We start from the raw sequence: 11,938 nt of genomic DNA, 5'->3' as shown, positions 1-11,938 counted from the left end.
GGTTTCATGTTAAACTAAGAGCACAGATAAAAGGAGTCATGCAATGATGAATCAACTAATACATGAGTGTGAAGCTTTTGTAAAAGAACAATTACAGCATGATGCTTCCGGCCATGACTGGCATCATATTCGCAGAGTGCGGAGCCTTGCCATTCAAATTGCGGAAAAGGAAAAATCGGGAGATCCTTTTTTAATAGAGCTGGCCGCCCTTCTGCATGATATTCCCGATGAAAAGCTAAACGAAAGTGAAGAAGCCGGGTATGCAAAGCTGAATCGCTGGTTCAACGGGAGAGATGTACCTGACACATTGGCCCGCCAAATTGAGGATATAATCCGAGCTATTCCCTATAAGGGAGGAAATAATGCAAGGACCTTATCGATTGAGGCCAAAATCGTACAGGATGCGGACAGGCTGGATGCTATTGGAGCGATTGGGATTGCCAGGACTTTTGCATATGGCGGAAAAAAAGGCCAGCCTCTTTATAAACCCGATCTAGCGATCAGAACCGATATGACTCTAGAAGAATATCGCAACGGTAAATCGTCCACACTGCATCACTTTTATGAAAAACTTCTAAAACTAAAAGATCTGCTTCATACAACAGCTGCCAAACAGCTTGCAGAAGAACGGCAGGAATTTATGGAAGCTTTTCTTAAGCAATTTTATAAAGAATGGAATGTATAGCATGAAGGTTTATTCTTATACAGATTTAACGAAACACCAGGGAGAAAAACTCCTTTTTTCAAATATAGATTTTTCAATTACTCAAGGAGATAAAATTGGGGTAATTGGAGTAAATGGCACAGGTAAATCTACACTGCTGCATATTATTGGCGGTACCGAAGAAGGAGACAGCGGAGCCAAAGATCATCCAAATGATTATAAAATCTCTTTGTTGGAGCAGGATCCATCCTTTGATGAAAACACGGGGCTGCTTGATTACATGTACAGTAGTCCGTCGGAAGTATTTGAACTGATCCGTGAATACGAAAAAGCTCTGGAACGGCTTCAAACATCCTCTGATGATAGGGCAGTCCAGGAAAAGGTCATGATGCTGCAGCAGAAAATGGATGCAATGGATGCCTGGGATGTTAGTGCAAATTCAAAGGCGATTTTATCTAAACTCGGTTTGACTGATTTCAACAAAAAATTAGGAGAGCTTTCAGGAGGTCAAAAAAAGCGGGCAGCACTGGCACGCACTCTTATAGAGAATCCAGACCTGCTTATTTTAGATGAGCCGACCAACCATCTTGATTATCAAAGCATCCGCTGGCTTGAAGATTACCTAGCAAAGTATCAGGGAGCTGTATTGTTCGTTACACATGACCGCTATTTTCTAGATCGTGTTTCAACTAAAATCTGGGAGCTATCAGGCGGAAATTTGTACGAATACCTTGGGAATTATTCAAGCTTTCTCGAAGGAAAAGCGATTCGAGAAGAAAATGAAAGCTCACAGGCATCGAAAAAACAAAATCTCTATCGAAAAGAGCTTGCCTGGATTAGAAGAGGCGCCAAGGCAAGATCAACTAAACAAAAGGCTCGAATCCAACGGTTTGAAGAGTTAGAGGGAACAGTCAATAAAAATTCGCAGCAAAGTTCCTTAACAATGGACTTGACCGGTACCCGTCTTGGAAAAAAAGTTATAGAGCTAACTGATGTTACTAAAGAGTATGGAAAACAAACCGTTTTAAAGGATTTTTCCTTTCTGTTTAAACCTGGAGACCGAATTGGAATCGTAGGTAAAAACGGTACAGGAAAATCAACGCTCCTAAATATTATAGAGGGTCAAATCACCCCAGATTCAGGTTCTATAGATAAGGGTCAAACCGTAAAGATTGGCTATTATAAACAGGAGAACGAAGATATGGACGGGAATATGAGGATGATCGCGTATCTTCGTGAAACGGCTGAAGTGATCTCTTTAAAAGACGGATCATCTATATCGGCAGCACAAATGCTGGAAAGATTCTTGTTCCCGATGAATACTCATGGAACACCCATCAGAAAACTATCTGGAGGAGAAAAGCGCAGATTATACCTGCTGAAAATTTTAATGTCATCTCCAAATCTCCTCCTTATGGATGAACCTACCAATGACCTGGATACCCAGACCCTGACAGTACTTGAGGATTTTATCGATAACTTTTCTGGAGTTGTGATAACCGTATCCCATGACCGTTACTTCCTGGATAAATGTACTGAACAATTATTTGTTTTTCAAGGTGAAGGCAGAATTGATAAATACTACGGCTCATACAGCGAATACTTGGAAGAAGAAGCTGGACAAAAGGCAAAGGCAAATGCTCCTATTTCTTCTCCAGTCCAAGAATCAAAGCCAAAACCAAAGAAGAAGAAATTGACTTACAGCGAACAGAAAGAGTGGGACGGGATTGAAGGTCGAATGAATGACCTTGAAAACCGGATCACCGAGGTTCAGGCGGCCATGGCCGGCACTGGAAGTAATTTTGAAAAAGCCAATGACTTAATGAAAGAGGAACAAGCTTTAAATCAGGAACTGGAAGAATTAATTGAAAGATGGACCGAGCTGTCTGACAAGCTGGAAGGAAACGAATAAAAAAGGAGGTATAAGCGTTGAAAATTAAATCCATTGAACCCACTCCAAGCCCTAACACCATGAAGATTATCCTTGATGAAGAACTGCCATTTGGGAAAAGCAATAATTATAAAGAAAATAATGCAGCGGATGCACCTGAAATCATACAGCAGATTCTAAAAGTGGATGGTGTAAAAGGTGTCTACCATGTAGCTGATTTTCTGGCTCTGGAACGAAACGCAAAATATGACTGGAGAGACATCTTGCAAAACGTCCGGTCAGTATTTGGCGAAAGTGAAAACAGGGCGGAAAATCAGGAAGTCACACAAGGCTTTGGGGAAGTCGCGGTTCAAGTCCAGATGTTTAAAGATATTCCCATGCAGGTTAAATTAAAGGATGCGTTAACGGAAAAACGATTCGGCCTACCTGAACAATTTGGCAGAGCCCTGGCTGCGGCCCAAACGGAAAATGACAATGTAGTCCTTCTCCGTAAATGGAAGGATTTCGGCTCCAGATACGGAGAACTCGATGAAATCGGAAAAGAAGTAGTCGATGAACTGGTTTCTTCCTACACAGAGGCAAGATTAAATGATTTAGCAGAAATCGCTATACACCCCGAAAAGAAAACAGATATCCAGAATAAGCGTGACAAAAAGAAACTAACGCTTGAAGACCTTAACCACCCAGATTGGGAACACAGATACCGTGCGCTCGAAGCGATGGATGACCCGTCTGAAAATGATATACCGCTGCTTGAAAAGGCCCTGCAGGATGAAAAAGTATCTGTCCGCAGGCTTGCAGTTGTTTATTTAGGGATGATTGAAAATAAGCAGGTGCTGCCTGCCTTATATCTTGCACTTAAAGATAAAACCGTGACAGTGAGAAGAACAGCAGGAGACTGTTTATCAGATCTGGGCTTCCCAGAGGCTATGGATGAAATGGCTGAAGCTCTTAAAGATAAAAACAAACTTGTCAGATGGAGAGCAGCTATGTTCCTCTATGAAACCGGAGACCAAAGTGTCCTGCCAGCCCTTAAAGCCGCTGAAGATGATCCTGAATTTGAAGTGGCTCTGCAAGTAAGAATGGCAATAGACCGCATCGAAAACGGAGAAGAAGCCAAAGGATCGGTTTGGAAACAAATGACCGAGGCGCGTGGAAAATAGCACGCACCACTTATATGGTGAAAAGAGAAGGAGAGATAAGGTGATGACTCGCTTTATCTCTCCTTTTTTTTAGATAGGAAGAAAAAACTGCTGGACGGAGCAGGAACAATTTAAAGTAAAGACAATTTGATAAATACGCCTTAAACTCTTCATTTTACAAGTGTGCAGCACACCTTAAGAGGCCTTTTTGTTGCAGGTGACTCGCCTTAATTATTTTTGCAGGCTATTCCGGAAACACTGCTGGTACTTGAGAAGGATAACAAAGAAACATAGGAGCACTAAATAAAAGAGGCGGCTGCAGCTGCTAAATAATTATCATGTTTTAGCTGAAATATGAGTGCTTGCCCGCCTCTTTTAACTTACTGATTTCACTCAAGCCAGCTATTCTTGCATAAGCCAGGACTGTAGCTGCGCAGGTAGGCAAGCTGCCAGTTATTGATGTGATTTTTTCTTTACCAAATAGGCAATTTCCCCCTTAAATTTGAGCTATGTTAAAGTACACTGTTGGTTTTTTGCACTATGTTGATTGTAGCGAAAGGTGCGAGACTCCTGCGGGATAAGCGGGTCAAGGGAGACCCCACAGGCGCAAAGCGCCGAGGAGGCTCCCGGACCGCCCCACGAAAACGAGTGCCTGCAGTGGAAATCAACAGTCACGTTTAACAGAACTTAAATTTTAAATCCCCTCTTAAATTTCAACTTTCACTCTTAAATTTGAAAAATCCCACTTAAATCACATTCTACACTCTTTAAATCGCCGCTTTTAAATTTTCAAATCTTAAAATGTTGTAAACCTCTAAAAATACATTAAAGAAACGATGGAAATATCAATATCCTTTCGCTTTTTTGGTAGTAGCTATTCTTGAGGAAACTAACAGCAGTTTTGGATAAGAAATAGCTTTCACAGAGTGAGTAGCTGGTAACCATTCTTGGATTAAAAGCCAGCGGACAAAATCCGCTTCCTACAGCAAAGAAAGATTTCGTAACCTCAAATACCTAAGTAAAACCAGATTGCGGGTAATTTTAAATTGAACTTACTTCGACTATGGCCGAATTCCAGAAGGTTGAGAGCCAATTTCAAGAATTAATCTTTCAATCCCAAATCTTATCAATATAAAGAGATAACATAAAAATAATCTAAATTATGTGAAAATTGTTGAAATTTACTCAATCTAATACTATAGTGGTAAGAAAAACATTAAGGGGAGACAACCATGCCAAAAGATTTAAGAATCCGAAGCAAAGTTTTTAGTGAAAGTGAAACCAAGATGCCGAATAGGGCGATGCTTAGGGCTGTTGGTTTTTCCGATGAAGATTTTAAAAAACCGATGATCGGGATAGCCAGCACCTGGAGTGAGGTTACTCCATGTAATATACATATTGATGAATTAGCTAGGAAAGCCAAGCAGGGAGCAAGAGAAGCTGGCGGAGCACCTATGATCTTTAATACCATTACGGTATCTGATGGTATTTCAATGGGCACTGATGGAATGAGATATTCATTGCCGAGCCGTGACTTAATTGCTGATTCGATTGAAACCGTCGTTGGCGGGGAGAGCCTTGATGGGTTTGTTGCAATCGGGGGATGTGATAAGAATATGCCGGGCTGTATGATGGCCATCGCAAGAATAAATCTGCCGGCCGTTTTTGTTTATGGTGGTACGATAAAGCCTGGGAAATTAAAAGGAGAAGACATTGATATTGTATCTGCTTTTGAAGGGGTAGGGCAATTCAACAGCGGATCGCTGGATAAAGAAGGCTTGCATAAGATTGAATGCCATGCCTGCCCGGGGTCCGGTTCCTGCGGCGGAATGTATACCGCGAATACTATGGCAAGTGCTATTGAAGCCCTCGGAATGAGTCTGCCGGGCAGCTCTTCCAACCCAGCTGAAACACCTGAAAAGCATGAAGATTGCTTCCAGGCTGGACAAGCTGTTTATCAATTGCTGGAAAAAGATATTTATCCAAGGGATATCCTCACAAAAAAAGCTTTTGAGAATGCAATTACGGTTGTTATGGCACTGGGCGGGTCTACTAACGCCATTCTTCATTTGATGGCCATCGCCCATTCAGCTGAGGTTGATTTATCCCTGGACGATTTTAACAGACTTCAGAAGAAGGTCCCGCATATTGCCGACTTAAAACCGAGCGGCAGATATGTTATGCAGGATCTTCATGATGCTGGCGGAGTTTCAGCAGTAATGAAGGAATTGTTAAGAGCAGGGCTTTTGCATGGTGATTGTTTAACGGTAACCGGGAAGACCCTCGCGGAAAACCTTGAAGAGGCACCTGAACTGAAGGAAGGGCAGAAAGTCATCCACCCAATTAATGCTCCTCTTCGAGAAACAGGGCATCTGGTCGTGCTGAAAGGGAACCTGGCTCCAGCGGGCGCAGTTGCAAAGGTATCTGGACTGAAGGTTACAAACATGACTGGTCCGGCAAAGGTTTTTGATGATGAACCGAGTGCAGCTGAAGCGATTCTAAACGGGGATATCCAGGCCGGTGATATCGTGGTCATTCGTTATGAAGGTCCAAAAGGCGGACCGGGAATGCCGGAGATGCTGTCCATTTCAGGTATTTTAGTCGGGAAAGGACTTGGAGAATCTGTTGCATTATTAACAGATGGACGTTTCTCGGGTGGTTCTCATGGATTTGTTATCGGGCATATTGCCCCAGAGGCGCAAGCTGGAGGGCCGATCGCATTTATTAAAACAGGGGATGTTATCACGATCGACAGCGAAACACAAGAACTGACAGTTAATCTTTCAGAAGAGGAGTTTGCTGATAGACGATCAAAATGGACTGCGCCTCCCCTAACGTCAAGAGGTGCTCTGGCCAAGTATGCGCGATTGGTTTCCTGTTCCTCAGTAGGTGCGGTTACGGATTACTTTGAAGACCAAAAGGTTTATGAGCCTCAAATAACTGTGAAGTCATAAATTCGATTCATTGATATCCCTGCCCTGAATATAGTATCCTAAGGATATTAACATTCCGGGAGGGATTTTTTTATGTCTATGGCATATGAAGAATATATGAAGCAGCTGGTAAAACCAATGCGTGAAGAGTTAAGCAGCCAGGGATTTAAAGAATTGGTTACTCCAGAACAAGTGAAAGACTTTATGAACCAGAATGAAGGGACTGCGCTTGTTGTAGTGAACTCAGTCTGTGGCTGTGCTGCAGGTCTTGCAAGACCCTCTGCCGTACAGGCAGTCGCTCAAGCTGAGAAGAAACCTGAAAAGCTGGCTGCCGTTTTTGCTGGCCAGGACAAAGAGGCAACGGCTGCCATGCGTGAGTATTTCACTGGAATCGAGCCATCTTCCCCTTCAATGGCGTTAATAAAAGGAAAAGAAGTGGTACACTTTATTCCGCGTCATGATATTGAGGATCATTCAGTTGAAGAAATAACGGCTAATCTGCTACAAGCATTTGAAAAACATTGTAAGTAAAAGAATGCGCTGCATTCTTTTTTTCTTAGGCTCTTTTTTTAAAGATTGTTGTTATTTAATAAGTTTTACAAAGTCATATCATTGTTAAATAAGGTTGAATTGAGCGTAAGGTGCGAGACTCCTGCGGGAGCAGCGGGACAGGTGAGACCCCGCAGGCAAAGCCGAGGAGGCTCCCCGCCCGCCCCGCGGAAAGCGAGCAATCTGGAGAGGAAATCAACCCCTCCTGTCCGATTGCAACAAAGTTTGCGAAAACAGCCTTTTCTTATTACAAAGTTTCCTTCCTTTAATGAGGGGAGGGGGTCCTCAGTTTAATAAGGAAAAAAGAATCTTAAGGAGATAAAATATGCTAGTTACGACTGGAGGCAGAACCGATAAAGAATGGATGGAAACAGCCATTCAAATTGCTGCAGATTTAAAGGTTCCATTTGTTCCGAGAAGGAAAAGATCCATTGCCGCGATGCAGCAGGAATATCAAGAAGACTGCCTGGTAGTGGGGAAGAATAGAATTGAACTGTATGAAATGACTCAAGATTCTCCATTTTTCTTCCATCCTAATGCAGCTATGCTTAGATTAAAACGGATAAAAAAGGGTGAAAACGATCCTCTCATAGAAGCAGCAGATTTAAAGGCAGGAATGAGTTTCCTGGACTGCACACTTGGCCTTGCTTCTGATTCTATTGTTGCAAGCTTTATTGCAGGCGAAACAGGGAGTGTTTCGGGAATAGAAGCGAACCCAAATCTTGCTTTTATTGTGAAAAGAGGTTTGCTGCAATGGGATAGTGCGAATACCGATTTTAATAAGGCAATGAGGCGGATTAATATACAGAGCGGCAATCATGTAGAAATTCTTAAATCGATGGATAGCAAAAGTGTGGATGTTATATATTTTGATCCCATGTTTGAGGAAACGATTAAGGAATCAAATGGCATTCGGGCTCTTGCGGGCCTTGCCTTACACGAGACTTTAACAAATGAAGCGATTCACGAAGCTAAGAGAGTCTGCTCTAAAAGAGTGATACTGAAGGATCATTTTAAAAGTCATCGCTTTAATGAATTTGGTTTTAAGGTTTTTAAAAGAAAGTCATCCAAATTCCATTTTGGAGTGATCGAATTAAAAGAGTAAGGCATGAAAAAATCCCTGTCACTTAAATGACAGGGAAAACCACTTTCAAACCACTTAATCAGTAACTGATAGAAAACAGAAATATAGCAGCATTAAAATGCTTAATGCCCCAATTGCAAACTCCATGAGTATCCTCCTGACTTAGGCATGCAAATATGTATATTATTTGAAATGTGCTTATAGCCTTTTCTTCTTTTTTACCAATTTTCTAATTTTTAAAACCTTTTTTCTCTTTCTTGGTTTATAATACAAGTATCTATCAACCAGGCATTCATTTTATTCTTACATCTAAACAAACCTTTATATATTAATCAAAGGAAGGAGATTCTGTATGCAGTTTAAAAAGTGGATAAAAAAGAGTCTCGTCATCCTTATTTCACTGCTTACGTTCGGTACCATTACACCAGCGGAATTTCATTGGCTTGATGAAGCCAATGCAAATAAAAGACAGGATAATGACTCATTCGCTCACAGTAATAGAAAAGCAGAAATTGAAGCTCCTAAATACTCTAGGGAACAAATTCTGCAATCTTTTAACGGACAGGCAGAGATGGTGAGCTACAAAAAATTTGGAGATAAAATTAGGCCAAAGATTGAAAAAGAGTTCAAAGAGATGATCCTCCCAAAAATGGAAGAAGCTATTGGCCAGCTTTCCATGACTCTTACGGATGAAGAACTAAGCCAGCTTGAGGTGACTGAAAACCCAGCAGGCGGCAGCGGCGAAAGGATCTTTAACATTACCAATAACATTACGGGTAAGCCTGTGATAAAGTTCCACGTCCGCAGAGAGCAGCCTCCGCTTGAGGGTTTCTGGTTTAATTTTCATTACCATACTGCTGCCGACCAATTTATGTCCCACCATGATCTCGGTAAAATCTATTGGGACAAAAATACTCCTCCGAATTGGAGAGCCTCTTTACATTGAAAAAAGGATACATGCTCACAGCAGCATGTATCCTTTTTTCTTTCTAAAGAAGATTTTGGATGGCAGTTTGTAAAAAGTTCTTTCACGTTTGTGGACTGTCTTTGGAACACAGCAATAGTTTGTAAACAACCGTAAAAGCGGCAAAAAAAATAGCAGGCACACCTACTGTTACATATAAAGGCCGGCCAGTGGCAAGCAGCATAAGACTAAAAAGCACAGAGAACATCATTAAATCAAGATAAACGAAGATATTGGATTCCCATACACCGAATACCTCTCTAATTAAATCCGGATGGCGCTGCAGCACTTCTTGTTTGTTATATATTCTCATATGATCACCTTTATTTGTCGAGTATTCAATTATATGAAACACAAGGTGAAGGTGACACAACGATTAGTAAATTGGGTTCCTTTCCACAAATTGCAGCGAGTGCCGGGGTAATCTCTGTCTTCTTGCTATGCTATAATTAGTCTCATCAAGGTGTTCGACAGCCTTTTCCTGAGGTGGGGAAATCATGAGGAAAATCCAGACTTTTTCTGCAATATTTTTGATATTTTTTATTTTAGCCGGTACAGCCCTTTATACAAGAGCTGCTGTCACAGAGGATGGGAAAACCTGGGCTGAGCTTTCGCAGAATCATGAACTTCAATTTGAAACACCATTGAATTCTGCTTCCTATTTAAAGGGAATTTTCTTATTCCCTAAGGGGGAGTTTGATAGGAAGGAAGCTGCAGCTATCATAATGCGGGTCGATCATATTCCTCCAAGGTTACTTGAAAAAATAGTAGAACATAAGATTAAGATAAAGCTTTTCAATGGAAAACTAACAGATAATCGTACAGCAGCCGATTTAAAAGGCAAACTCCCCAGGGGTTATGGTAATGCAGAAACAACATGGGATGATGTTCCCGGCCTTGGCGGTTCTAGAAATGTGTTAATTAAAATTGGCTTCAGTGAACGCGGAAATAACCATGGATCTGTGAATTTAGAGCTGCATGAGCTTGGGCATTCAGTGGATGCAGTTGTTTATGAAAAGCTTAGAAACGAAGCTTCCTTTAAAGCGATCTGGGAAAAGGAGAGAAATCTATTGTTTCCCGACAGCCGTTACCTAAACACGTACCCGGAAGAATATTTTGCTGAAGCATTTGCCATGTTTTATAAACGAAATTTCAAAGGTGCATCTAAAACAAAGAGCGCCTCTAACCTATGAATACATTAAAAAATTACAATAATAGTATGGTAAAATAGTAGAAACTAAAAAGGGTAATGTTGAGTTCCCTTTTTTCAGCTTGAAAGGAGAAGCAAATGAGCGAGAGCGAAAAAGTATATTTGGATTTATGCCAATATATATTACAAAATGGCGTAAAGAAAGAGGATCGGACAGGAACAGGCACTATTTCCACCTTTGGGGCACAAATGAGGTTTGACCTTGAAAAGGGCTTCCCTCTATTGACAACAAAAAAAATTCCGTTCAGGCTGATTGCAAGCGAGCTTCTCTGGTTCATTAAAGGTGATACTAATATTCGATATTTGCTAAAACACAATAATAATATTTGGAACGAATGGGCCTTCAAGGCCTGGATTGAAAGTGATGTATACACAGGTCCTGATATGACTAATTTTGGATTAAGGGCTCAGAACGATCAAGAGTTTCACCTTCTCTATCAGGAACAAATGGAGCTTTTCAAGAAACGGATTTTGGATGATGCTGATTTTGCAGCCCAATTTGGAGAATTGGGAAATGTATATGGGAAGCAGTGGAGAGATTGGACTGCTTCTAATGGTCAATCCATTGATCAGCTGAAGGAAGTTATCGAAACTATTAAGACAAATCCTTCCTCCAGGAGGCTTATTGTGTCTGCCTGGAATCCCGAAGATCTGCCAAACATGGCGCTTCCGCCATGTCATACCATGTTTCAGTTTTACGTAACAGAAGGCAGGCTGTCTTGCCAGCTTTATCAGCGGAGCGGTGATGTTTTTCTTGGAATTCCCTTCAATATCGCGAGCTACGCCCTATTAACTCATTTAATCGCCCATGAGTGCGGTTTGAAGGCCGGAGAATTTATTCATACACTTGGTGATGCCCATATTTATTTAAATCATCTAGAACAAGTAGAAGAGCAGCTTAACCGGACGCCTAAAGCACTTCCTGAACTGCTGCTAAATAAAAACGTTACCTCAGTTTTTGATTTTGAAATGGAAGATATTAATATTGAAAATTATTTGCCGCATCCTGCTATAAAGGCCCCTGTGGCAGTGTAACAGGAATTATATATAAGACTATCGACCAAAAACTCAGGATCCTCTAAAGGAACCTGAGTTTTCTTTCTACACTTCTATAATTTGACTAATTTCTGCCCTAAAGGTGAACAATTACATAGCTTCTCAAAAGTATTGTTCCTGATATTCTTTAAGCTGCTTAAGCATTCCATGGAATTCTTCGGGGGTACAAAATTGCTCCTCGGTGAAATTTTGCTTAATCCAGTCTATCAGCTCATCTGCTGTATTAAAAAACTCACCGCTCGTATCACTTTTCCTTACCATATACCGGCCATTGTCTTCGTCTAAGGTTACCTCAACCGGGATTGCACAATCTAAAGCGCATAATAAAAATTCCATACATTCTCCCCCATTTCTTGATTTGTTGTCTAGAGTTTCCTATCTCTCTTTCACTGTATAAGCAGCATACTAAGAGACCGAGTTCTTCTAACCTGTTCTATAATATTTC

Annotated in this window: 11 protein-coding genes; 9 read left to right on the top strand and 2 right to left on the bottom strand. The window is 41.2% G+C overall.

Translation table 11 applies throughout. From position 1 onward, the window contains the following. Window positions 1-43: 43 nt before the first annotated feature. The 7 genes from JOC77_RS09500 to JOC77_RS09470 all read left to right on the top strand — a co-directional run bounded on the left by JOC77_RS09500 (window position 44) and on the right by JOC77_RS09470 (window position 9,209). The gene (locus JOC77_RS09500; RefSeq protein WP_204542339.1) at window positions 44-685 is read left to right on the top strand and encodes an HD domain-containing protein; all 642 of its coding nucleotides are present in this window, start codon (window positions 44-46) and stop codon (window positions 683-685) included. A 1-nt stretch (window position 686) separates the two neighbouring features. After that, a complete protein-coding gene (locus tag JOC77_RS09495) occupies window positions 687-2,576 on the top strand; it encodes an ABC-F family ATP-binding cassette domain-containing protein (protein ID WP_204542338.1) in 1,890 nt (629 codons plus the stop codon). A 17-nt stretch (window positions 2,577-2,593) separates the two neighbouring features. Next, the gene (locus JOC77_RS09490; protein ID WP_204542336.1) at window positions 2,594-3,718 is read left to right on the top strand and encodes a conserved virulence factor C family protein; all 1,125 of its coding nucleotides are present in this window, start codon (window positions 2,594-2,596) and stop codon (window positions 3,716-3,718) included. A 1,211-nt stretch (window positions 3,719-4,929) separates the two neighbouring features. Continuing rightward, window positions 4,930-6,651, top strand: coding sequence for a dihydroxy-acid dehydratase (gene ilvD, locus JOC77_RS09485; protein WP_204542334.1), 1,722 nt, complete (start codon window positions 4,930-4,932; stop codon window positions 6,649-6,651). 72 nt (window positions 6,652-6,723) lie between these two features. Then, window positions 6,724-7,161 (top strand): BrxA/BrxB family bacilliredoxin, encoded by a 438-nt coding sequence (locus JOC77_RS09480; protein WP_204542332.1) that lies wholly within the window; start codon window positions 6,724-6,726, stop codon window positions 7,159-7,161. A gap of 343 nt (window positions 7,162-7,504) precedes the next feature. Continuing rightward, the gene (locus JOC77_RS09475) at window positions 7,505-8,284 is read left to right on the top strand and encodes a class I SAM-dependent methyltransferase (protein WP_204542330.1); all 780 of its coding nucleotides are present in this window, start codon (window positions 7,505-7,507) and stop codon (window positions 8,282-8,284) included. Window positions 8,285-8,615: 331 nt separating this feature from the next. Continuing rightward, on the top strand, window positions 8,616-9,209 hold the full coding sequence (locus JOC77_RS09470) for a YpjP family protein (RefSeq protein WP_204542328.1): 594 nt from the start codon (window positions 8,616-8,618) through the stop codon (window positions 9,207-9,209). Between the two features lie 82 nt (window positions 9,210-9,291). On the opposite strand, the gene JOC77_RS09465 is transcribed toward JOC77_RS09470, so the two are convergent. Beyond that, window positions 9,292-9,540, bottom strand: a complete 249-nt coding sequence (locus JOC77_RS09465) for a hypothetical protein (protein WP_204542326.1) — start codon at window positions 9,538-9,540, stop codon at window positions 9,292-9,294. Window positions 9,541-9,724: 184 nt separating this feature from the next. Here JOC77_RS09465 and JOC77_RS09460 point away from each other — a divergent pair, with 184 nt between their 5' ends. Together JOC77_RS09460 and JOC77_RS09455 are read left to right on the top strand one after the other, a co-directional pair. Next, on the top strand, window positions 9,725-10,420 hold the full coding sequence (locus JOC77_RS09460) for an anthrax toxin lethal factor-related metalloendopeptidase (protein ID WP_204542324.1): 696 nt from the start codon (window positions 9,725-9,727) through the stop codon (window positions 10,418-10,420). A 95-nt stretch (window positions 10,421-10,515) separates the two neighbouring features. Continuing rightward, window positions 10,516-11,472 carry a thymidylate synthase gene (locus tag JOC77_RS09455; RefSeq protein ID WP_204542323.1) on the top strand — a complete coding sequence of 319 codons (957 nt, stop codon included), beginning with the start codon at window positions 10,516-10,518 and terminating at the stop codon, window positions 11,470-11,472. 123 nt (window positions 11,473-11,595) lie between these two features. Here the strand turns inward: JOC77_RS09455 and JOC77_RS09450 are convergent, their stop codons facing one another. After that, complete coding sequence (locus JOC77_RS09450) at window positions 11,596-11,829, bottom strand: hypothetical protein (RefSeq protein WP_204542321.1); 234 nt, start codon at window positions 11,827-11,829, stop codon at window positions 11,596-11,598. Window positions 11,830-11,938: the final 109 nt, after the last annotated feature.

Source organism: Peribacillus deserti (assembly GCF_016909175.1).
GTDB classification, from domain to species: Bacteria; Bacillota; Bacilli; order Bacillales; family DSM-1321; genus Paraperibacillus; species Paraperibacillus deserti.
This window is presented reverse-complemented; position numbering and strand designations above follow the sequence as displayed.

What these genes read in the sequence shown, in the direction of transcription:
- JOC77_RS09495 (WP_204542338.1), top strand. Translation starts at nt 687, where the DNA reads ATGAAGGTTTATTCTTATACAGATTTAACGAAACACCAGGGAGAAAAA.
- JOC77_RS09480 (WP_204542332.1), top strand. Translation starts at nt 6,724, where the DNA reads ATGTCTATGGCATATGAAGAATATATGAAGCAGCTGGTAAAACCAATG.
- JOC77_RS09455 (WP_204542323.1), top strand. Translation starts at nt 10,516, where the DNA reads ATGAGCGAGAGCGAAAAAGTATATTTGGATTTATGCCAATATATATTA.
- JOC77_RS09500 (WP_204542339.1), top strand. Translation starts at nt 44, where the DNA reads ATGATGAATCAACTAATACATGAGTGTGAAGCTTTTGTAAAAGAACAA.
- JOC77_RS09450 (WP_204542321.1), bottom strand. Translation starts at nt 11,829, where the DNA reads ATGGAATTTTTATTATGCGCTTTAGATTGTGCAATCCCGGTTGAGGTA.
- JOC77_RS09465 (WP_204542326.1), bottom strand. Translation starts at nt 9,540, where the DNA reads ATGAGAATATATAACAAACAAGAAGTGCTGCAGCGCCATCCGGATTTA.
- JOC77_RS09475 (WP_204542330.1), top strand. Translation starts at nt 7,505, where the DNA reads ATGCTAGTTACGACTGGAGGCAGAACCGATAAAGAATGGATGGAAACA.
- JOC77_RS09460 (WP_204542324.1), top strand. Translation starts at nt 9,725, where the DNA reads ATGAGGAAAATCCAGACTTTTTCTGCAATATTTTTGATATTTTTTATT.
- ilvD (WP_204542334.1), top strand. Translation starts at nt 4,930, where the DNA reads ATGCCAAAAGATTTAAGAATCCGAAGCAAAGTTTTTAGTGAAAGTGAA.
- JOC77_RS09470 (WP_204542328.1), top strand. Translation starts at nt 8,616, where the DNA reads ATGCAGTTTAAAAAGTGGATAAAAAAGAGTCTCGTCATCCTTATTTCA.